The sequence below is a fragment of the Lysobacter sp. F6437 genome (genome assembly GCF_052547215.1).
In genome coordinates this window covers 282525-305177 of the sequence record NZ_JBQWRB010000002.1, presented here as the reverse complement: position 1 = coordinate 305177, position 22653 = coordinate 282525, and the positions used below count along the sequence as shown (strand labels likewise).

Genomic DNA, 22653 nt, shown 5'->3' with positions numbered 1-22653 from the left:
CGATAGCCGAGCAGGCGGCGCGCGGCGAACCGCGGCGCGCCTTCAGTAGGGGTATGGCAACGCCGACAACCGGCGGATGTCCCGGCACATGTCCCACAGCAACGCGCGGTCGGCGGCATCGGCGAGGCTGAACTCGCGAAACGTGCGCTCCTCGTCCGGGTGGAGGTTGCGCGGGACACCGAGGTCGACCACCCGGGCGACGCCGTCCTCGTAGACCAGTACCTCGGGCCGCGCGTCGCTGCTGTTGACGTCCACCGCGCGCACCCGGCCACCGTGGAGGCTTTGGATCCGCTCGACCAGCGTGTGTGCGACCACGATTTCGCTGGCGTCGAAGTGTTCCAGCGCGAGTTGTACGTCGGCGGAGGTGGCCGCCGGATAGCGCCCGTCGAGCCCGCGGAAGTAGCCGCGGTACTGGGTGACCCCGGCCGGCCCGAGTACCGCGTCGAGGCCGGCCGTCCGCGGCGGCGCGGTCGCCGGCCGCGTCCAGTACGCGCGCATCGCGGCATTGAGCTGTTCGACCGACAACCCGGAACGCACGACCGCCGGGCCGACCCCACCGTGCACGAACAGCACCGAACCCAGCTTCAGTGCGACCGGCTGCCGGCGCAGCCAATGGCCGATCACGGTGTCGTCGGCGAATGCCTGTCGATAGCCACCCATCATGTTCAACGCATGCAGGTGGTCCGGATGGGCGCGGGTGGGATTGGTGCGCAGCAGGTACTGCTCGTGGTTGCCGAGCAGCACGTGCACCGCGCCGCCTGCCGCATCCGCCTGCACGGCAAGGCCATGCAGGCGCCAGAGCACGGCGAAGACGTCGCGACCGCGATCGACCGAATCACCCAGGACCACCAGGTGGCCGCTGCCGTAATCCCAGTCGCCGGCGGCGTCGACGATGCCGAGTTTGCGCAGCGATTTGTCGAGGAATGCGGCGTTGCCTTCCAGGTCGCTGAGCACCGCCACCCGGCCGGGCATCGGCGCCACGGCGGCCGCTACGCCCGGATCGCCCAGCACGAAGGAATGCCGCTGGCCCGCGCAGTCGATCCGAAGCCGGTCGCTGCGGACGCGCGCCTGTCCGACCTCGTCCTCGCAGAACCACGTGGCCGACCACGTACCGTTGCCGTCGCGTCGGACGACCGGTCCGTCGAGCAGGCCAGGCAGAACCACCTGCCGTCCGGTGGCGGAGTACAGCGGAAACGCGACATCCCCCACGCCGAGCGGGACCCGGAACCGGGTGGGTGAGCCGCGGGTGGTGGTCTCGACGGTGGCGCACGAGAGCAGGATCAACAACGCGATGGCGCCCACCGCGGCGAGCAGGGAAACCAGCAACAGCGTGCGTTTGACTATCCGTGGCATGCGACGGTGCTCCTTGCGGAAAAAGAGCCCGGGACCGGCCCGCTGACAGGGGAGACGTCAGCGGGTCGATCCCGGGGCTTGCGGCGCGGTCCTGCGGGTCACTGGCGGCGCGGGTGGAGCGGGATCCCCCCGGATCGCTCAGACGCAGCGGAACAGCGGGACGACGTTGTGGGACACGTAGCTGCGGTTGCTGGCATAGCCGCTGCTGGTGCCGTAGCCGACGCCGAAGGCACGCTCGCGGTGCGGTGGACGCGACGGGGTATTGGCGGCGGCGGGACGGCTGGCGTTCGCGCTCGGGTTGAAGCTCGGGGTCGACGGGTTGGTGGTGGCGAAGCGGTAGGCGTTCATGGCGTTTTTCCTTGCGGTCGGGGGAGTTGGTGACTCGGTGTGTTGGTAAAGTACAACACCACCGTTGTAGTACCATGTGCCGGAAGTCACCCCACCGAAGACAGGGGTCGAACGGGTGGTCTTCCCGGGTCACGGGAGCTGGGATGGCCAATGCGGCCGCAGGGTTGCGGTGACTGACGGCAGGGGCGGCGCCAGTCGCGGACTGGGCGCCGGGGCCGGCTACAGGATCGGGGCGAGGCCGGCGCCGAAGGCGGTGAACAGCCGGGTCGGCAGGCCCTTGGCCGCCATGTTGACGCCCGGGAAGTCGCCGACCGGGCGGTAGCAGTCGCGGAAGCCCGGGTCGTCCGGCGGCAGCGGCTCGGGGCACCCGGGCCCGGGTACGTACTCGTAGCTGGTGGCGTAGCGCACCGGCCACAGGTCGAAGATCGGCAGGTACTCGGAGGCCTTGGCCAGCGAGTACTCCAGCCCCCACAGCACCGGCGCCTTGTCGCGCGGCGCGATCACCCAGGAGTTGGCCGGGCTGATGTCGCGGCGGATGCTGGCCTCGAGCGCCTGCGCAAAGGCTTCGTCCTCGATCACCAGCGCGCTCTCGGTGTTGTAGTGGTCGCCGCGCGGGTCGAAGTTGTGGGTGCCGACCACGCCGATCCGGCCGTCGATCACCAGCGACTTGGCGTGCATGCCGATGCGCACGCCGGCGCGCTTGAGCGGCACCGGTTCGTTGGCCTGGCGGCGCAGGTAGCGGGTGGCGCCGTACTCCGGCCGCAGCGGCTGGCGGTAGCGCGCGGTGCGCAACACGCTGTCGCGATCGGGCGGCCGGGTCGCGATGGGCTCGGGGTTCGGCTGGTACTCGGGCACGGTCGCGCCGGTCGCGGCCAGGTCGATCGGCGCGTCCTCCGGGAACGGCTTGTACTCGTAGATGTTGAAACCGAAGTCGCGCAGGTAGCGGCGCTTGTACTTGTACGACAGCGCGTAGGCGATGAACGCGTCGGTCGCGGCGAGACTATTCGTCGAGACCACGATCCGTGGCGGGTCGGGACGCTCCTGCAACTGCTCGAACATCTCCTGCGCGGCGTCCGACAGCACCAGGTACGGCGTCTGCAGCAGCACCTCCTCGCGCGCCGACTCGATCAGCGCGCGCAGCGAACCCGAAGCGTGCGCGACCCGTGCCGGGTCCTCGCGGCGGTGCTTGGCCGGGCTGTCGGATATGAAGCGGACCTCGCCGACGGCCAGCGCCCTGTCGGCCAGCAGTTCCTGTACCAGTGCGCTGTCGGCCGCGCGCGCGCGCATCTCGGCGGCACGTTCGGGGCGTTCGAACACGTGCGGCGGCAACACCGGCACGCCGTTGTCGAGGATCGACTGGCCGACATCCACCAGCCGCGCCGGCGGCACGCTGAGCCGGTCGGACCAGAACATGTCGAAGTCGGCGCGCATCTCGCGCGCGACCGGGCCGGCGGCGAGCACGTCGCGGTCGCGGAAGTTGTACTCGTCGTCCCAGTCGTAATAGTCGTCCTGGTAGTTGCGCCCGCCGATGATGCCGACCGCGCCGTCGACCAGCAGCAGTTTGGTGTGCATGCGCTGGTTGAGCTGGCGCCAGCAGCAGGCGGCCGCCAGCAGGTACTGCGGATAACTGATCCGCGCGCGGTTCAGCACCGGGTTGTAGAGCCGGACCCGGAAGTTGACGTGGCTGCCGGCCAGCGCCGCCAGGGTATCGATGTGCTTCAGCGCCGCCAGCTGGTCCATCAGCAGCCGCACCTGCACCCCGCGGCGCGCGGCGACGAGCAGTTCGTCGAGGATCAGTCGGCCGGCGTCGTCCTCGTCGAAGATGTAGGTCTGCAGGTCGATCGAGGTGGTCGCGCTGCGGATCAGGTTGACCCGCGCCAGCAGCGCGTTGGTGCCGTGGTCGAGGATCAGCGCGTAGTGCCGCGGCTGCTCCGGGGTCGATTCGGCGAAGGCCTGGCCGGCCAGGTGGTGCAGCGGCGAAGGCTGCGCGCAGGTGTCGGCGGCGTCGCAGCTCAGTTCGGTCGAGCGCGATGCCTCGGCGAGTGCGACCGCGCGGCTGGCTTCCTGCGGCGACAGCGTCGCGCAGGCCGACAGCGTCAGCGCCAGCCACGCGACCGCCAGCCGCAGCAGCGGAGGGAGTGGACCGGCGTGCTTCATCGCGGTGCGTCCTGCAGCCGCACGCGCATGTCGAAGCTGACCTTGTCGGTCAGCGCCAGGCGCCAGTGGTCGAGGCCGTAGTCGTCGCGGTCGACGCTGCCACTGGCGACCACGTCGCAATCGCGGCCGGGGCGCGCGCAGGTGGCCGGGGCGACCACGAAGGTCTCGATCCGGCTGACTCCGTGCATGCTCAACCGCCCGCGCAGCTTGCCGCCGTCGTGGGCCAGCTCGGCCGGGTGCGGTTCGGAGACGAACTCGATCACCGGGTAGTTGGCGGCGTCGAAGAAGCGCTCGCCACGGGCGAGTTCCGCGTAGCGCTCCGAGCCTTCGACCTCGACCGCGGCCGTCATCAGCCGGATCCGGACCTGGTGGCGGCCGTCGGGCAGGATCTCCAGCGCGCCGTCATGGTTCGGGAACCGGCCGTCGACGCGCTGGCCCCAGCGGGTGCGCAGCTCGAAGCCGAAGCGGGTGTGGACGGGATCGAAGCCGATCGAATCGCCGGGACGGAAATCCGGCGCCGCGAACGGCATCGACGCGGGCGCCGCGGCGAACGCCGGCCATGCCAGCGCTCCCACGACCCCCCAGGCAAGCCAGTGCTGCTTGAACGTCACGGCCACCAGAACGCGCTGAGCCGGGCCACGCCCGGTTCCAGCGGGACATCACGGGGCATGCTCAGCACCGCGACCCCGCACGGCGGCATGCCGCGGTAGTCGCCCGACTGGCCGCTGTGCAGCAGCGCCGCCAGTTGCTCCATCCCGGGGTTGTGGCCGACCAGCATCAGGCGGTCGACGTCGGCATGGCGGTCTGCCAGCGCGATCAGCGCGCCGGGGTCGGCTTCGTAGATGCTGTCGTCGACCTTCTGCTCGACGTAGCCGATCGCGCCCATCACCGCTTCCAGGGTCTCGCGGGTGCGTCGCGACGGCGAGCACAGCACGCAGTCGGGCACCAGCTTCTGTTCCACCAGCCATTTGCCGGCGGCCTCGGCCTCGGCCTGGCCCTCCGCCGAGAGCGGGCGGTCGAGATCGGCCTGACCGGCGGTGGCGGATTCGGCGTGGGCGTGGCGGAGCAGGATCAGTTCGCGCATGGGGACCTCGGTGGAGTGGGCTGGCGTCGGGTTCCGGGTGGTTGTCGCATCAAGTCTTCTTCAGCCTGCTTTCTTCAACCAGCGCAGCAGCGGCTGCCAGTCCGCCTGGTGCTCGCGCACCTGCGCCGAATGGTAGTCGAACAGGCTCTTGCCGATGCCGCACAGGAACACGTAGGCCTGGCTGTCGCGCAATTGCGCAACCACCGGGTACGGCCATTGCGTGAACAGCTCCACCGCCTGCTGCGAGGCGTTGGTCCACGGCTTCAGTTTGTTGGCGACCAGCCCCACCTGCAGGTCACCGCGACGCACCCGCGGGTGCCTGGCGAGGGTGTCGAGGAAGGCGACGCTGGCCTCGATGTCGAACGTCGACGGCAGCACCGGCACCACCACCGCGTTGGCGGCGGCGAGGAACGGCTCGAGGTCGCGCGCCATCGCGCCGGCGGCGGCGTCGATCACGACGTAGCCGGTATCTCCCGGCAACTGGCTGCGCCAGCGCGGCGCGGTGCCGTCGAGCGGCAGCACCGCACTCTCCAGCCCCGCACGCCGCTGCGCCCAGCGCGTCGACGAGCCCTGCGGGTCGGCATCGACCAGCACGGTGTTGAGGCCGTCTAGGGCCGCCTGCGCGGCGAGGTGGGTGGCGATCGTGGTCTTGCCCACGCCGCCCTTGGAACTGGCTACCAGCACGGTCTTCATCGACACCCCCTGTCCGGATAGTGATCAGGCTTGTTGATGCAGCTGAAGCCGCAGCGTACACCGCGGCGCGGTGATGGGGCGATCAACTGGCCGGAACGGTTCGACCTATGGATAGCGCTCGGCGACGTACAGGCGCAGGCGGCCGGCTGCGGTGTGGAGGTCGGCGGCCAGTGGGGCAAGGTGGGCACCGGGATCGTCGCGGGCGACGGCCTCCAGCGCCTCGGCGGCTTCGGCCAGTCCGGCTGCGCCGACCAGTCGTGCAGCCCCCTTGATCTTGTGCGCCTGCCGCGCCAGCGCCGGGGCATCGCCGGCAGCGACGGCACGGTCGAGGCCGGCGAGGTCGCCGGTGGTGCTGTCGAGGAAGTCGGCCAGCAACAGTCGTGCCTCCGCCGGGTCGCCGCCGGTCAGGCCATCGAGGGTCACGCCGTCCAGCGGCGGCGGGTCGTCGGCCAGTTGCGGCAGGCCAGGCATCGGCGCCAGTTCGGCTCCACCGGCCCCGGCAGGTGCCAACGCGGAAGCGGGGTCGGTCGCCTCGTCGCGCGTCTGCGGCAGCCAGCGTTGCAGGCAGGCCTGCAGCACCGGAACCGAAACCGGCTTGGCGAGGTAATCGTCCATGCCGGCACCGAGGCAGCGCTCGGCTTCGCCTTTCAGTGCCGACGCGGTCAGCGCGACGATCGGGGTGCGGGCGAGGTCGCCGCGGGCTTCCTCCTCGCGGATCGCCCGGGCCAGCTGGTAGCCATCCAGCCCGGGCATGTGCACGTCCGACAAGACCAGGCCGTAGCGACCGGTGCGCCAGCGCTGCAGCCCTTCGTTGCCGTCCTCGGCGGACTCGCTGGCGTAGCCGGCCAGGGCCAGCTGGCGGGCGATCACCAGCCGGTTGGTCGGATGGTCGTCGACCAGCAGCACCAGGCTGCCCTCGCGCTCGGCCTGGGCGACGCCGGGCAGGCGGCGCGGTGCGAACGCGACCGGCGCGGCCTCGGCGTGGGCGTCGACGGCCACGTCCTCGGCGGGCGCCTGCGGCAGCACCAGTTCCAGCCGCATCGTGGTGCCCTGCCCCGGGGTGCTGTCCATCCGCACTTCGCCATCCATCAGCTCGGCCAGCCGGCGGCAGATCACCAGCCCGAGGCCGGTGCCGCCGAAGCGCCGGGTGGTGTCGCCCTCGGCCTGGCTGAAGGGCTGGAACAACTGGGCCTGCGCCTCGGCGCTGACGCCGATGCCGGTGTCCGCGACACTGAAGGTCACGCGGTCACGCACCGGCTCACCGACCCCAGCGGCATCGGGCTGACCCTGTGATTCCAGCGCAACACGCACGTGTCCGTGGGCGGTGAACTTGATCGCGTTCGACAGGAAGTTGCCGAGTATCTGGCGCAGCCGCAACGGGTCGGCGAAGTGCGCTTCGGCGACGCGCGGGTCGATGCTGCATTCGAGCGCCAGGCCCTTGCTGGACGCCGCGCCGGAATAGTTGGCGACGGTGCTGCGCACCAGTGCCGCCAGCCGCACCGGTTCGGGCGCCAGTTCGAGCCGGCCGGCCTCGATCTTGGAGAAGTCGAGGATGTCGCCGATGATCTGCAGCAGCGACTGCGAAGAGTGCTGGATGATGTTCAGCGCGTGGCGCTGGTCGGGGTCCAGCCGGGTGTGGGCGAGTACCTCGATCATGCCGGTGACGCCGATCATCGGGGTGCGGATCTCGTGGCTCATCGAGGCCAGGAAATTCGACTTGGCGTGGTTGGCGGCCTGCGCGCGGGCCTCGCTCTCGCGCAATTCATCCTGCAGCCGCGCGTTGGCCACGAGGGTCGCCTCGTTGCGGGCGAGCTGGTCGATCAGTTCGGTCTCGAAATCGAGCACGTCGGTGCGCATCTCGGTGAAGGCGTCCATCACCGTCGCCAGTTCGCCGCGCGGCTGGTGGCGCGGCTGCGCGGTGTAATCGTGCGCACGCATCCGGCGGGCCAGGAAGGTCAGGCTCTCGATGCCGCGATAGGCGTTGCGCAGCACCACCCGGCCGATCATCGCGACCGCCAGCAACGCCAGCAACGACAGGCCGACGCGCAACAGGCTGGTGGTGCGGTTGCGCGCGAGGTCGTCGCGCACCAGCGCTTCGGCCTCGACCATCGCCAGGTCCGAGAGCGTCTGGATCCGCACCGTGACCGGGTCGATCGCGGGATACAGCCCGGTATCGGCGAAGCGCGCCAGCGCGTCGGAGTCGCGGCGCAGCAGGATCCCGCGCAGCCGTGCGGTGGCGGCATCGGCGTCGACCCGGGCGTGCCGGACCTCGTCGTACAGGCGCTGCTGCGCCGGGGCCCGCGCCATCGCCGACAACGCCGTCCAGTTGCGCTCGACCCGCTCGCGCGCGGCATCGATCGTGCTGACGCCCTCGTCCCACGGCAGCAGGCCGTTGCGGACGCGGAACGTGGTGTCGACCACCACCAGCCCGTAGCCGTCGGACACCGCCTTGAGCCGGCGCATGCGCTGCAGCGAGTCGTCCTTCAGCGCCAGCAGTGATTGCCGCGCCTGGTGCTGGGCGATCTCGTCGATCACCAGTACGGTCATCCCGGCCAGCAGGAACAACCCGAACAACGCCCACAACTGGTGGCGGATGCTCAGGCTCGACAGCCGTTCGCCCAGCCCCGCACGCCACGACCTGGCTGTCGGAGCGGCGGCCACCGGCTCAGTGCCCCGGCCGGCGCCAGCGGCTGACCACTTCGGGCAACTCCTCCGGCGGCACCGGAGGTGCGATCAGGTGGCCCTGCGCCATCCCGCAGCCAAGCTCGGCCAGCATCTGCCAGTCCTCGATACTGGCCACGCCCTCGGCCACGACTTCCAGCCCGAGCTTGCGGGCGAGGTCGAGGCTGGCTTCGACCACCGCGCGCTTGCGCGGCTGGCTGTGCGCGCCGACGACGAAGCCCTGGTCGATCTTGAGTTCGGTGAACGGGATCTGCGAGAGCTGCGCGAGCGAGGAATAGCCGGTGCCGAAATCGTCGATCGACAGCCCAAAGCCCTTCAACCGCAGTCGCGCAAGCACGCCGAGCGCCCGCGCGGCGTCGGCCATCACCGAGCTTTCGGTCAGCTCCAGCACCACCTCGGCCGGGTCGACGCCCTGTTCCTTGACGATGCGCTGGTAGCGGTCGGCCGCGGTCGGGTCGGCCAGCGTGGTGGGCGAGACGTTGACCGACAGGTTGAGGCACAGGCCGGCCCGGTCCCACTCCCGCTTCCAGCGGCAGCCCTGTTCCAGCATCAGGTCGGTCAACGGATCGGCCAGGCCCTCGCGTTCCAGCAATCCGATGAAGTTCTGCGGCCGCACCACCCGGCCGTCGGCACGGACCCAGCGCGCCAGCGCCTCGACTGCCACCGGCTTGCCGTTGCCGAACTCGACCTGGGGCTGGAACCACGGGCGGATCTCGCCGCGACCGAGCGCGGTGCGGATCTCGGTGGCGCTGATCTCGATGCTGTCGTCGACGTCTTCCGAGTGCAGCAGCAGGTCGTAGCCGGCCAGCGCGGCGGCGAGCTTGTCGGCGGTCAGCGGCTTCTCGACGCTGCCGAGCACGTGCAAGCCGTAGGCGCGGGTCATGGTCTGGACGGTGTTGAGCAGCGCCGGGTCCAACGCGCTGACCACCAGCACCGAGCGCGCGAGCCGGCGCTGGGCGACGTGGCCGATGAACTCGATGCCGTCCATGCCGGGCATGTCGAGGTCGACCATGACGATATCGGGAGGCTGTGCGCGGGCCGCGAGCTGCTGCAGCGCCGACTTGCCGTCGGCCGCCTCGTCGACGTCCTCGACGCCAAGCTCATCCAGCAGGCGCAGCGCCATCCGGCGCTGGAAGCCATGGTCCTCGACCACCATCACGCTCAACGTCGATACGGACATTCCATTCCCCCTGCGACGGCGATCACTTTAGCGCCACTTTGCGGGGTCGCGCGAGCGCATATGCGAAACCCGGCCGGAGCCGGGTTTGCGGGTAATTCACGCGGCCGGGCTCAGCCCCAGCCCGGCGGGTCGGCCTGCCAGGCCTGCTGCACCTCGGCCAGGATCGCGCGATCCTCGTCGCGCCAGTCGGGCAGCAGCCCCGAAAACTGGTCGCGTACACGCCAGCGGTCCGGGCGGGTGCGCACCGCGGCGGCATACCATTGCACCGCCTCCGCCTTGCGGTCGAGCTTCCACAACGCCAGCGCGAAGGTCGGCGGCATCCATTCGGCGTCGACCCTGCGCGATTCGAGCAACAGGTTCCATTGCGCCAGCGCGGCCTCGTACTCGCCAAGGCGGTACAGGTCCCAGCCGTAGTTCCACAGCACCGGCCGGTACAGCGCGTTGTTGATGTCCAACTGGGCGATCGCGCGGCCGTAAAGCTCACGGCCGACCTGCGGGCGACCCCCGGCCATCGCCATGTGCGCGAGCTGGGCGGTCTCGGCCCTGGCCCGCGGGTTGCGCTGGATCTCCCTGAGGAGCTTCTGCGCAAGCGGGTCGCCACTGCCGTCGATCGCCACCACCGGGCGCGTGGTCCGCGGCTCCTCGTCGAAGTAGAACTCGGACGCCGGCAGCGGCGCCATCGTGGTGTCCTGCGCGGCGGCGGAGCGGCCGGCAGCGGCCAGGACCACCCCGGCCAGCGCGGCGAAAACGAGTTTGCGAAGCTGCATGGAGTCCCCCTGTATGAACCGCGCATGGTACCCCGAACACCGGTGGCCACAGGCGGCACTGCTACACTTCCGGGGCTTTGCCCCACGAGTTTGCACATTCGGTCGCGAAGCTGTTCCGCTTCCACTCCCCGCAGCCACCCCGCGGCCACCTGCCGCGTCGGAGCCACGCATGACCAGTACCGCCGAACTCAGCTCGCCGTCCTCGGCGAACACCTCCCTGACCTCGTCCGTGGTCGATCCCGACTACAGCCTCGACCACAAGTACAGCCGCGAATCCGGCCGGATCTACCTGTCGGGCGTGCAGGCGCTGGTGCGGCTGCCGCTGATGCAGCGGTTGCGCGACCAGGCCGCCGGGCTCGACACCGCCGGCTTCATTTCCGGCTACCGCGGCTCGCCGCTGGGCGGCTTCGACCTGGAGCTGTGGCGGGCGAAGAAGCACCTGGAAGCGGCCGGGGTGAAGTTCGCCCCTGGCTTGAACGAGGACCTCGGCGCGACCATGGTCTGGGGCACCCAGCAGACCCAGCTGTTCCCGGGCGCGAAGCACCAGGGCGTGTTCGGCATGTGGTACGGCAAGGGCCCGGGCGTGGACCGCAGTGGCGACGTGTTCAAGCACGCCAACGCCGCCGGCACTTCGCCGCATGGCGGCGTGCTCGCGCTGGCGGCTGACGACCACGCCTGCCGCAGCTCGACGCTTCCGCACGGCTCGGAAGGCGAGTTCACCAGCGCGATGATCCCGATCCTCAATCCGGCCGGGGTGCAGGACATCCTCGACATGGGCGCGATCGGCTGGGCGATGTCGCGCTACACCGGCCGCTGGATCGGCTTCAAGACGATCGCCGAGACGGTCGAGTCCTCGGCCTCGGTCGACGTCAATCCGCTGGCGCTGCAGATCGTGGTGCCCGGTGACGACGAGTTCGAGATGCCGGTCGGCGGCCTCAACATCCGCTGGCCCGACCCGCCGATGGACCAGGAGATGCGCCTGCATCGCTACGCGGTCAAGGCCGCGCAGGCGTTCGCGCGGGCCAACCGGATCGACCGCATCGTGATCGACTCGCCGGCGCCGAAGCTGGGCATCATCACCACCGGCAAGTCCTACCTCGACGTGCTGACCGCGCTGGAGTACCTCGGCCTCGACGAGCGCGCCTGCTCCGACCTCGGCATCCGGGTCTACAAGGTCGGCATGACCTGGCCGCTGGAACCGGTCGGCCTGCGCAACTTCGTGCGCGGCCTGTCCGACATCCTGGTGGTCGAGGAGAAGCACGCCTTCATCGAGAACCAGATGAAGGAGTCGATGTACAACTGGCGCGAGGCCGACTTCGGCGGCGCGCGTCCGAGCATCATCGGCAAGTACGACGAGTCCGGCGCGTGGATCCTGCCGAGCACCGGCGAGCTGACCCCGGCGACGATCGCCGGCGTGATCGGTCGCCGCATCCAGAAGAACATCGCGCTCGACGCCGGCGCCACCGAGCGCATGGAGCAGGTGCTGCAGTGGATGGCGGCCAAGGAAGCCGAGCTGGCACTGCCGCGCGCGCAGTTCCCGCGCGTGCCGCACTACTGCTCGGGCTGCCCGCACAACACCTCGACCGTGGTGCCGGAGGGCTCGCGCGCGCTGGGCGGCATCGGCTGCCACTACATGGTCACCTGGATGGACCGCAGCACCGACACCTACACCCACATGGGCGGCGAAGGCGTCACCTGGGCCGGGCAGGCGGCGTTCACCGACACCCAGCACGTGTTCCAGAACCTCGGCGACGGCACCTACTTCCACTCCGGCTCGCTGGCGATCCGGCAGGCGGTCGCGGCCGGGGTCAACATCACCTACAAGATCCTCTACAACGACGCGGTGGCGATGACCGGCGGGCAGCCGGTCGACGGCCAGCTCAGCGTGCCGCAGATCGCGCAGCAGGTCCGCAGCGAAGGCGTGCAGGCGATCGTGGTGGTGTCGGACGAGATCGGGAAGTGGAGCGATCGTTCGATCTTCCCGGATGGTGTCGAGTTCGAGGACCGCAAGCACCTCGACGACGTGCAGAAGCGCCTGCGCGAGGTCAAGGGCACCTCGGTGCTGATCTACGACCAGACCTGCGCGACCGAAAAGCGCCGCCGCCGCAAGCGCGGCAAGATGGTCGATCCGCAGAAGCGCGTCATGGTCAACTCGCTGGTCTGCGAAGGCTGCGGCGACTGCGGCAAGAAGTCGTTCTGCGTCTCGGTGCTGCCGAAGGAGACCGAATTCGGCCGCAAGCGCGAGATCGACCAGTCCAACTGCAACAAGGACTACAGCTGCGTCGAAGGCTTCTGCCCGAGCTTCGTCACCGTTGAGGGCGGCGCGCTCAAAAAGGGCATGCCGGCCAAGAGCGGCAGCAGCGCCAAGGACCGGCTCGCCGACCTGCCGCTGCCGACGCTGCCGGCGCTCGACAGGCCGTGGAACATCCTGATCACCGGCGTCGGCGGCACCGGCGTGGTCACCATCGGCGCGCTGCTCGGCATGGCCGGGCACCTCGAGGGCAAGGGCGCGACCGTGCTCGACCAGACCGGGCTGGCGCAGAAGGGCGGCGCGGTCACGACCCATATCCGCATCGCGCAGACCCCGGCCGACATCCACGCGGTGCGCATCGCCGCCGGTGAAGCGGATCTCGTGCTCGGCTGCGACATGGTCGTGGTCAACGACTACTGGGCGCTGTCGAAGGTCCGCGGCGGCCGCTCGACCGTGGTGCTCAACAGCTACGAGGCGATGCCGGGCACGTTCACCACCCGTCCGGACATGCAGTTCCCGGCCAGCGACATCATCGACGCGGTGCGCAAGGCGCTCGGTGGCGAGGAACCGGTGGTCGTTGATGCGACCCAGCTGGCGACCGCGCTGCTCGGCGACGCGATCATGTCGAACCTGTTCATCCTCGGCCACGCCTGGCAGCAGGGGCTGGTGCCGCTGTCGCTGGACTCGATCATGCGTGCGGTCGAGCTCAACGGTGCGGCGATCGAGAAGAACAAGGCGGCGTTCGCCTGGGGCCGGCTGGCGGTGATCGATCCGCAGGCCGTCGCCGAGGCCGCCGGGCTGGTGCGCAACCGGCCGACCGCCGCCGAGGCGACCCCGCACGCGCTACCGATGCTCGGCGCGGGCGAGTGGGAAGGCCACGAGTTCGGCAGCCCGTCGGCGCCGCGCGCGACCACCGCGCAGGACGAACTGCGCCACGTCCCCGAGCACGGCGCGGCAGGCGACAGCGTCGCCTTCCTGCCGCTCGACGACGCCCGCCTGTCGCGTTCGCTCGACGAAGTTATCGCCCGCCGCGTCGCGTTCCTGACCGACTACCAGGACGCCGCCTACGCACGCCGCTATTCGGACTTCGTCGCCAAGGTGCGCGAGGCCGAGCACGCCCGTGTCGCCGCCAGCAGCGACCTGACCGAGGCGGTCGCGCGCTACGCGTTCAAGCTGATGGCCTACAAGGACGAGTACGAGGTCGCCCGCCTCTACACCAGCGGCGACTTCATGCGCCGCGTGCAACAGCAGTTCGATGGCGACTTCAAGCTCAAGTTCCACCTTGCACCGCCGCTGCTGGCGAAGAAGGACGCGCAGGGTCGTGGCGTCAAGCGCGAGTTCGGGCCGTGGGTGTTCACCGCGTTCAAGGCGCTGGCGAAATTGCGCAAGTTGCGCGGCAGCGCATTCGACGTGTTCGGCTACACCGAAGAGCGCAAGACGGAGCGTCGCCTGATTGGCGAATATTTCGCCACTATCGAGGCGCTGTTGTCGAAGCTCGATCGCGGCAATGTCGGCCTCGCCGCCGAGATCGCCAGCATCCCCGAGCACATCCGCGGCTACGGCCACGTCAAGGACGAGCACCTGGCCAAGGCCAAGGCCCGCGAGGCGGAGTTGCTCAAGGAGTGGGACAACCCGCTGCGGCTAGTGCAGGTAGCGTAAGCGCGCGCGGGTCCTGGCCACTGTAGGAGCGGCTTTAGCCGCGATCGGGAACCGGACGGGCGACCGATTTTCCGATCGCGGCTAAAGCCGCTCCTACAGGGTCATCCGCGACCGTCTACAGCGGCTGCAGGATCTTGCTCAGGCGGTCTTTCGTGCCTTCGATCCGCTCCAGGTGCGGATACTTCAGGCCCTCGCGGTAATCCAGCTTCACCGTCTTCACTACTTCGCCGTGCTTGACCACCAGCTCGATCGGCGTGCCGTCCGCCTTGGCGGCCTTGACCGCCTCGTCCAGCAGCCCGGTGTCGAACGCGTAGCCGTTGACCGCCAGCATGGTGCTACCCGGGGCGATGCCGGCATTGAACGCGGGACCGTCCCAGCGCACCGAACCGGCCTTGCCATCCTTCTTCGACACCACCATGCCGAGCGAGGCGGTGTAGTCGGCGGCCTTGCGCGATGACAGCACGCCCTTGTGGTAGTCGCTGGGCGTGTCGGTGTAGACCAGCTTCCAGCCACTCGCGGCCAGACCGTCCAGCGGCGGCGCGTTGGCGTCGAGGCGGCTGCGAAGGAACGTCGCCCAGTCGCCGGGCTCGATCGCGTCGAGCGCCGCGACCACGTCCTCGAACACATACGGCTTGACCTCCCAGCTGCCATCGTCGACACCGAAGAAGGTGCTTGCGAAATCATTCAGCGAATGATCGCCGCCCGACAGTTCGCGCAGCCTGGCATCGACCGCCAGCCAGACCAGCGCGCCGGCGTTGTAGTAGTCCTCGCTCATCTGGTAGCTGCGGTACGGCTGCGGCCGGCGCGCGGAGATCACCGGGTCGTAGGTGGTGTCCTGCACGTTGCGCCAGTCCAGCCCCGGGCGGTCGCTGGCGTAGGTCGAGGCGACCAGTGCCAACGCGCCGAGTGCGTCGTCCTTGTCCCACAGCCCCGAACGCGCGGCCAGCACCATGCCCCAGTACTGGGTCTGGCCCTCGTAGACCCACAGCAGGCTGCCGTCCATCGGTACGTGGAAGTTCGGCGTCGCCAGCCCGGCCGGGCGGCGGAACTTGCCGTTCCACGAATGCACGAATTCATGCGGCAGCAGGTCGCGCGCGGCGACCGCGCTGTCCCAGTCGCTGAAGTAACCGGGCTTGACCCCGTTCTCGCTGGAACGGTGGTGCTCCAGTCCCTGCCCGCCCATGCGGTCCGACAGCGACAGCAGGAAGTCGTAGTGGTCGTAGTGCCTGGAGTCGAACAGCTTGTAGGCCTGGTCGACCAGCGCGCGATGCGCCTCGATCTGCTTCTCGTCGTACTCCAGGTACTTCGGCGCGTCGGCCACGATGTCGAGCATCACCGGCGTGTCCGCGCCCGGGTCGAGGTCGACCCGCTTGAAGTGGCGACCCGCATACACCGGCGAGTCCTGCAGCACCTCGAAGCTGACCGTGTCGTAGCGCAGCGTGTCGCCCTGGCGCTGTTGCAGCTCCAGCGCGGTACCGGCCTGCCAGCCCACCGGCAACACCAGGCTCGGCGTGACCGCGATGTTGCCGGCGTGGTAACCGGACGGGTACAGCGCGACAGTGCCCCACTGCACGTTGAGCATGTCGTGGGTCATCACCACCCGGCCTTCGCTGCCGCCGGTCGGGGTGAGCATGTCGAACTGCACGTCGAGCGAGCTCACGCCGGCCGGCACGTCGAGCTTGAATGCGTAGACATCGAGCGGATCGCGCTTCCACGTCAGCGGCTGGCCGTTGGCGCTGACCTTGAGCCCGGCCAGCTTGTTGATCGGGCCGTCCGGGCGGTGCTTGCCGGGGATCCACTTCGGGAACAGCAGCGTGACCGGACCGGAAGCGACCGGGATCTGCTGGCGAACGTGCAGCACCCGCCGCGCGAGGTCGGTCGCATCGACGGTGAGCACCATCGTGCCTGGATAGGCCGTATCGACCAGCGCGCCCTGCGGCGAGACCGCGGCCGTCGGCGTCGGCGTGGTGGCGGGCGACTGCGCGAGCGCGATCGACAACGGCAACAGTGCCAGCAACGGCAACGCGGCGGACGGGCGGAACTTCGACATCGACAGACCCCTGTGGTGGCAACCACCCCATCCTACGGACCCATGCCGGCATGGCCCCTGCCAAACGGCATGGGGTGGTGGGACACGGGTCCGTTCGCGTGCCGTCCACCGCGCTCCGCTAGGCTGGCGGCCTGCAAGGAGCCGCGATGACCCAACAACGCACCCTCACCGAGGGCCCGATCGGCCGCACCCTGTTCGTGTTCGCGCTGCCGATCCTCGGCGGCAACGTGCTGCAGTCGCTCAATGGTTCGGTCAACGCGGTCTGGGTCGGCCGCTTCCTCGGCGAGGAGGCGCTGACCGCGATCGCGAATGCCAACAACATCATGTTCCTGCTGCTGGGCGGGGTGTTCGGCTTCGGCATGGCCTCGACCATCCTGGTCGGGCAGGCGATGGGCCGGCGCGACCTGCCCGGCGCGCGCAAGGTGATCGGCAGCGCGGCGACGTTCTTCCTCGGTATCTCGATCGCACTCGCGGCGCTGGGCCTGCCGCTGTCGCGCCACGTGCTGGTCTGGATGAGCACGCCGGAAGCGGCGCTGCCACTCGCCGACGCCTACCTCAAGGTTATCTTCCTGGCGCTGCCGTTCCTGTACGCGTTCGCGTTCCTGTCGGCGATCCTGCGCGGCGCCGGCGACACCCGCACGCCGTTCGTGTTCCTGCTGCTGGCGGTGGTGCTCGACATCGCGCTGGTGCCGCTGCTGATGTTCGGGGTCGGCCCACTGCCGGAGATGGGCATGGCCGGCAGCGCGATGGCGACGCTGGTGGCCAACGTGATCGCGCTGGCGGCGATGCTGGCGTGGCTGCGCCACAAGCGGCATCCGCTGTGGATCAGTCGTAGCGAGCGCCACCTGTTCAACCCCGACTGGACCATCGTCCGCACGCTGGTCACCAAGGGCGTGCCGATGGGCCTGCAGATGGTGATGATCTCGATGGCGATGATCGCGATGATCACCATGGTGAATGCCTATGGCACCCACACCACCGCCGCCTACGGCGCCGCGCTGCAGTTGTGGACCTACGTGCAGATGCCGGCGATGGCGATCGGCGCGGCGTGCTCGTCGATGGCGGCGCAGAACGTTGGCGCCGGCAAGTGGGACCGGGTCGAGTCGACCACCCGCGCCGGCGTCGGCTTCAACTTCCTGCTGACCGGCGCGCTGATCGTGCCGCTGATCCTGCTCGACCGCTTCACCCTGTCGATGTTCATGCCGGACGGCAGCGAGGCGCTGGAGATCGCGCGGCACCTCAACCACATCGCGGTGTGGTCGTTCCTGTTCTTCGGCGTGACCTTCGTGATCGCCGGCGTGGTGCGTTCGACCGGCGCGGTGGTGCCGCCGCTGGTCATCCTCGGCCTGGCGCTGTGGGGCGTGCGGGTGCCATTCGCCAACTGGCTGCAGCCACAGCTGGGCGTGGATGCGATCTGGTGGAGCTTCCCGGTCAGCGCATTCGTGTCGATGGTGCTGTCGCTGGCCTACTACCGCTGGGGCCGTTGGCGCCAGGCGCGGATGCTGCCAGTCGATCCCGACGCGATCGCGGTGCCGTCCGAGGTGCCCGCGCAGGTGCCGTCGCCGGTGGCGGACGCGGGTGCGCGCTGCGAAGACGGCGAGGTCGCGCTGCCGCGCTGAGCGGTTGCTACGCCGCGTCCAGCACGCCGGCCCGGCGCTCGTCTCGGCGTGCCCATGCGTAGACCAGCAGGCCGCCGACCGCGGTCGCGGCACCCACGTAACCGGTCGAAGTCCAGCCGAAACCGGCGCTGATCGCCAGCCCGCCTAGCCACGGCCCGAGCGCGTTGGCGGCGTTGAACGCGGCGTGGTTGGAGGCGGCGGCAAGGGTCTGCGCCTCGCCGGCGACGTCCATCAACCGGGTCTGCAGCACCGGCGCCAATGCGCCCATCGTGCCGACCGCGACCACCGCCGGCAGCATCGTCCACAGCGAATGCGCGGCCAGCGGATAAACCAGCAGCACCAGCGCCGACCACGACAGGATCACCGCGGCGGCGCGGAAGTGCAGGCGGTCGACCAGCCAGCCGCCGGCGAGGTTGCCGATGATCGAGCCGACGCCGAACACGCCCATCGCGATCGGGATCCAGCCATCGGACGTGCCGGTGACGGCCGTCAGCGTTGGCGCAAGGTAGCTGAAGGCGCAGAACATGCCGGCAAATCCAATCGCGCCGATCAGCAACGTCAGCCAGACCTGCGAGGTGTTGAACGCGCGCATCTCGCGCAGCGGCGTCTGCCGCGGCTCGGACGGGTCGTGCGTGAGCCAGCGCGCGACCAGCGCAACCGTCAGCACCGCAACCGCAGCGACCAGCGCGAAGGTGTAGCGCCAGCTCAACTCCTGTCCCAGCCACGTCGCGAGCGGGTTGCCGACCAGGATCGCGATCGACAGGCCCAGCATCACCCGGCTGATTGCCGCGCCGCGCTGGCCGGGGCCGCCGATCGAGGCGGCGACCAGCATCGCCACGCCGAAGTAGGCCCCGTGCGGCAGGCCGGCGATGAAGCGGAACGCCAGCATCGCGTGGTAGTTGGGCGCGAACGCGGTCGCCAGGTTGGCCAGCGCGTAGAAGGCCATCAGCACCAGCAGCAGCGAGCGTCGCGGCACCCGCGCCCCGAGGATCGCCAGCAGCGGTGCGCCGACCACCACGCCGAGCGCATAGGCGCTGATCAGGTGGCCGACCTGCGGTTCGGTGATGCCGAAACCGTCGACCAGACTGGGCATCAGCCCCATCATCGCGAACTCGCTGGTGCCAATCGCGAACCCGCCCGTCGCCAGCGCGAACAGGATCAGCGCGTAGTTGCGCCGGTTGTGCTGGTGGGCCGTCAGGGAGGGATCGTCCGCCAAGCTGGAGTCCTTGCGGGAAAAATGAGCCGCCAATTGTGCACCGCAGCAAGCGATCTTGCGGTAACGGAGGTGAAACAGCGCGTTGCGGGCTTTGCGCGGCGGTCCGCTCATTCCGCTAGCTGACACGTCGCCTCGACGCAGCCGCCCGTGCCGGCGCGCCGCCACACCAGGCATCGATTGTTGGCCGGCATCGCGATGTCGTCCTGCAACACCAGTTCCGCCTCGCGCGCGAGCGCGTCGACCGCCTCGAAGTCGCGGATCGCCGAGGCCGGATCCCGCGCACGCAACCAGCCGTCGAACTCGCGGTTGCTGTCGCTGCTGTAGTCGCCGCCGTAGTTGAACGGCCCGTACACCACCAGCGTGCCGCCGCCGGCAAGCAGAACCCCGACCCCGGCAAAGAACGCCTGTACCTGCGCCCAGCCCATGATGTGCAAGGTGTTGGCGCTGAACACCGCGTCGAAACGCGTTCCTTCTCCCACCTGTGGGAGAAGGTGCCCCGCAGGGGCGGATGAGGGCACGCGACTCCGCACCAACGACGCCCACCCCCCGACATCCAGCTCCATCGGCGCCGGCGTACTCGGCAACCCGGCCTCGTCGAGCCATGCCCGGATACCCGCCAGGTACTCCTCGCGGTCGCTGCACTGCCACCTCAGCCACGGCATCGCCGCCGCGAAGTGCACCGCATGCTGCCCGGTGCCGCTGCCGACCTCGAGCACGTGGCGTGCATCGGCGAAGCGCTCGCGCAGGACGTCGAGAATGGGATCGCGGTTGCGTTCGCAGGCGGGGGCGAAGGGTTTGTCGGCGGCCATGGCACGGGATCTGGGAACGGACGGACAGTGTCGCGCAGGTGCTCTTTCGCAACGAACCCTCCGATCATCGCGCACACTCCCTTGCATGCGCCCGGTCCTCGACAGCACGCTGATCCTCCCGGTTCCGCCCGCCCAGTGGTCGCCACCGATCACGGCGGTCACCGTCGACGGCATCCACCTGGACCCCAAGCGCGAACTGCACATCACCCTGATCGGTGGCGAGCTGCTGCGGGAGTTGCGCGCGACGTTCGGCGATTCGCGGACCCGCGCGGTGATCACGGCCGGTTGCGACGAACACGACTGGCACTTCAATCGCACCGGCCATTGCCTGCTGCTTCGCAAGCCGATCGCCGGCCAGGGCTTCGCCCACTCGATCATCGAACGGGTCGAACTGCCGGCGATGGCGCCATTCCACCAGCGCCTCGGCTGCCTGCTCGGCCGCGAGCTGCCGGTGCCGGCGGCGCACGTGACGCTTTACGTGGCGGGCCGCCCTCGCGGCATCGGCGTGGCGAGCGACGCCGCTTTGCGGGCCCTGCAATTGCGCCCGGTCGCGGCGGCGGAATTGTCCGGATGACGCCGCAACGGATTTTCCCCTGCACAACGGCTCGGCCATACCGATGCATGGCGCAAAGTATCGATGCGTCGCGCAATCGCGCGTAACGAACCCCTCACAATTCCGCGATGAACGGCAGCGGAACGGCGCCTGTTCACAACGGCTGTCACAGGTTCGCCCGCCCGGCTCGTGTTGGCGCATCCCGGCCACCTTCGGCGTGTAGAAACGGCGGCGCAGGGGGTTAGCGAACCAGAGGGGTTCACGGAATGAATCGAAAGACCGTTGTCCTGCTGTCCGCCGTAACCGCCGCGCTGCTCGTCTCGCCGGCGGTCTCCGCCCAGGCGGCCGTGTCGAACGATGCCGCGCTGCAGGCGCGACTGGATGCCGAAGAAGCCCGGCTGCAACCGCAGCGGCAGGCGTTGCAGGGATATTTCCGGCAGGCCTATGCACGCTATCCGACGATCCCGGTCGGCACGCTGGAGGCAATCGCGTACGTCCAGACCCGCTGGATGGACCTGCAGCCGGACCCGAAACGGATGCAGGGAGAGCGTCATGGCCACATGCCGGCCGCATACGGGCCGATGGGCCTGTACGCGGGTGAGGGCTTCGCGGACCAGGTCACCGAGGGCGCGCGCCTGCTCGGAGCGACGCCCGAACGCGTCCGCCGTGATGCACGCCTGAACGTGCTGGCCGCGGCGGCGTTGCTGGATCGCGAGATCCGCAGCGACACCCCGGCCATTCGGGCGGGCCGGCAGGTTCGTCGGCCCGAGTCGATACGACCGGCGTTGATGCGTTACGCCGGCTTCGCTCCCGCGCAGGCCGCCGCCGACGGCGAGATCGCCAACTACGCCCGCACGTCCTTCGCCTACGACGTGTTGCTGGCGCAGGACCGTGGCGTCGACGACCGCGGCATCAAGGTGCCGGAACGACCGATCGAGTGGGAGCAGGCATTCGACATGGCGCAGCTGGTCAAGTTGCGGGCACCGTTCGTGCGCCTCGACGTCGCCAACGACCGCATCGAGACCGCCGACTACGCGATCGACCCGGTCACCGAAACGCTGAAGGACAAGGCGCCGGCACGGGCGACCGCAAGCGCGGATGGCGACGGTCCCGACATGGGCACCATGAGCACCGACTACGGCCCCGCGTTGTGGGTCGCCTCGCCGTACCACCACGCGCGCAGCTCCTACAGCTCGGTGACCATCCACACCGCGCAGGGCAGCTACGGCGGCACCATCTCGTGGTTCCAGAGCAACCCGTACAGCGTCAGCGCGCATTACGTGATCCGCAGCTCCGACGGCCAGGTCACCCAGATGGTGCGCAACTCGCGTGCCGCCCACCACGTGGGGGTGCACAACAACACCACCCTCGGCATCGAGCACGAGGGCTACGTCAACAACAGCTCCTGGTACACCACCGCGATGTACAACAGCTCCGCCGCACTGGTGCGCAACTTCTGCGGCAAGTACTCGGCCATCACCTGTGCCAATGCCTACGACGGCCCGGCCCACAACGGCGTGGTGGTGCTGTCGACCGCGATCGACGTCAAGGGCCACCAGCACTACAGCAGCCAGACCCACACCGACCCCGGCATCAACTGGAACTGGGGCCGCTACTACGACCTGCTCAATCCCGGTGGCGGTGGTGGCGGCACCACCATCCTCGACAGCTTCGAGGGCAGCGTCGGCCACTTCAATACCAGCCCGACCTATTCGGGTAGCACCACCGGCATCTCCACCGCGTCCAGCGCGAGCCGTACCTGCACCACGCGCCGCAATGGCAACTGTTCGCTGCGGGTCCTGCTGAAGGACAACAGCGCCTCATCGGCGAACTGGGCGGTGCGGTTGCTGTCGGGCACCGGCAGTCCCGGCAGCAATGCACCGCTGACCCGGGCCGGCGGCAGCGTCGGGTTCTGGGTGTATGCCGGCGGCAGCGGCATGAGCGTGGGCCTCGGCATCGATGACAGCGACGGCACCGAACGCTCGGTCACCCGGTCGTTGGCCGCCAACAGCTGGACCTACGTGTCGTGGTCGCTCACCGACGCCGGGCAATGGAACGCCTGGGTCGGCGGCAACGGTGCGATCACCGCCGCGACGGTGAAGCTCGACGCGGTGTGGCTGTACCGCGCGCAGACCGCCTACGACGTCAACGTCTACATCGACGACGTGCAGATCAACCACTGACAGGGCTGGGCCCCCGCCGTTGCGTGGCGGGGGTCCATCGTCAACCTGC

16 protein-coding genes are annotated in these 22653 nt (G+C 69.5%); 4 read left to right on the top strand and 12 right to left on the bottom strand.

Annotated features, from left to right (window positions below; genetic code table 11):
* Window positions 1–42: 42 nt before the first annotated feature.
* The 9 genes from ACT9F5_RS09915 to ACT9F5_RS09875 form a co-directional block, all read right to left on the bottom strand.
* A complete protein-coding gene (locus ACT9F5_RS09915) occupies window positions 43–1353 on the bottom strand; it encodes a metallophosphoesterase (RefSeq protein ID WP_445119780.1) in 1311 nt (436 codons plus the stop codon).
* 138 nt (window positions 1354–1491) lie between these two features.
* Window positions 1492–1701: a hypothetical protein gene (locus ACT9F5_RS09910; protein ID WP_445119779.1), complete on the bottom strand. Its 210-nt coding sequence runs from the start codon at window positions 1699–1701 to the stop codon at window positions 1492–1494.
* A gap of 219 nt (window positions 1702–1920) precedes the next feature.
* On the bottom strand, window positions 1921–3858 hold the full coding sequence (locus ACT9F5_RS09905; RefSeq protein ID WP_445119778.1) for a phospholipase D-like domain-containing protein: 1938 nt from the start codon (window positions 3856–3858) through the stop codon (window positions 1921–1923).
* A complete protein-coding gene (locus tag ACT9F5_RS09900; RefSeq protein ID WP_445119777.1) occupies window positions 3855–4475 on the bottom strand; it encodes a YceI family protein in 621 nt (206 codons plus the stop codon). Before ACT9F5_RS09900 ends, ACT9F5_RS09905 begins: the two co-directional genes overlap by 4 nt.
* Window positions 4466–4942: a histidine phosphatase family protein gene (locus ACT9F5_RS09895; RefSeq protein WP_445119776.1), complete on the bottom strand. Its 477-nt coding sequence runs from the start codon at window positions 4940–4942 to the stop codon at window positions 4466–4468. Before ACT9F5_RS09895 ends, ACT9F5_RS09900 begins: the two co-directional genes overlap by 10 nt.
* Before the next feature lie 60 nt (window positions 4943–5002).
* Entirely contained in the window at window positions 5003–5635 is a 633-nt protein-coding gene (locus ACT9F5_RS09890; RefSeq protein ID WP_445119775.1) for a nucleotide-binding protein, read from the bottom strand.
* 105 nt (window positions 5636–5740) lie between these two features.
* Window positions 5741–8296 carry an ATP-binding protein gene (locus ACT9F5_RS09885; RefSeq protein ID WP_445119774.1) on the bottom strand — a complete coding sequence of 852 codons (2556 nt, stop codon included), beginning with the start codon at window positions 8294–8296 and terminating at the stop codon, window positions 5741–5743.
* Between the two features lie 4 nt (window positions 8297–8300).
* Entirely contained in the window at window positions 8301–9497 is a 1197-nt protein-coding gene (locus ACT9F5_RS09880; protein WP_445119773.1) for an EAL domain-containing protein, read from the bottom strand.
* A 110-nt stretch (window positions 9498–9607) separates the two neighbouring features.
* Entirely contained in the window at window positions 9608–10264 is a 657-nt protein-coding gene (locus tag ACT9F5_RS09875; protein WP_445119772.1) for a tetratricopeptide repeat protein, read from the bottom strand.
* Window positions 10265–10433: 169 nt separating this feature from the next.
* Between ACT9F5_RS09875 and ACT9F5_RS09870 the strand changes: the two genes are divergently transcribed.
* On the top strand, window positions 10434–14174 hold the full coding sequence (locus tag ACT9F5_RS09870; RefSeq protein WP_445119771.1) for an indolepyruvate ferredoxin oxidoreductase family protein: 3741 nt from the start codon (window positions 10434–10436) through the stop codon (window positions 14172–14174).
* Window positions 14175–14289: 115 nt separating this feature from the next.
* On the opposite strand, the gene ACT9F5_RS09865 is transcribed toward ACT9F5_RS09870, so the two are convergent.
* Window positions 14290–16224 (bottom strand): M61 family metallopeptidase, encoded by a 1935-nt coding sequence (locus ACT9F5_RS09865; protein WP_445119770.1) that lies wholly within the window; start codon window positions 16222–16224, stop codon window positions 14290–14292.
* A 146-nt stretch (window positions 16225–16370) separates the two neighbouring features.
* Here ACT9F5_RS09865 and ACT9F5_RS09860 point away from each other — a divergent pair, with 146 nt between their 5' ends.
* Window positions 16371–17843: an MATE family efflux transporter gene (locus ACT9F5_RS09860; protein WP_445119769.1), complete on the top strand. Its 1473-nt coding sequence runs from the start codon at window positions 16371–16373 to the stop codon at window positions 17841–17843.
* A gap of 7 nt (window positions 17844–17850) precedes the next feature.
* On the opposite strand, the gene ACT9F5_RS09855 is transcribed toward ACT9F5_RS09860, so the two are convergent.
* Window positions 17851–19059, bottom strand: coding sequence for an MFS transporter (locus tag ACT9F5_RS09855; protein WP_445119768.1), 1209 nt, complete (start codon window positions 19057–19059; stop codon window positions 17851–17853).
* A gap of 107 nt (window positions 19060–19166) precedes the next feature.
* A complete protein-coding gene (locus tag ACT9F5_RS09850; protein WP_445119767.1) occupies window positions 19167–19868 on the bottom strand; it encodes a DUF938 domain-containing protein in 702 nt (233 codons plus the stop codon).
* 85 nt (window positions 19869–19953) lie between these two features.
* Between ACT9F5_RS09850 and ACT9F5_RS09845 the strand changes: the two genes are divergently transcribed.
* Complete coding sequence (locus tag ACT9F5_RS09845) at window positions 19954–20442, top strand: hypothetical protein (RefSeq protein WP_445119766.1); 489 nt, start codon at window positions 19954–19956, stop codon at window positions 20440–20442.
* A 245-nt stretch (window positions 20443–20687) separates the two neighbouring features.
* Window positions 20688–22604, top strand: a complete 1917-nt coding sequence (locus ACT9F5_RS09840) for an N-acetylmuramoyl-L-alanine amidase (protein WP_445119765.1) — start codon at window positions 20688–20690, stop codon at window positions 22602–22604.
* Window positions 22605–22653: the final 49 nt, after the last annotated feature.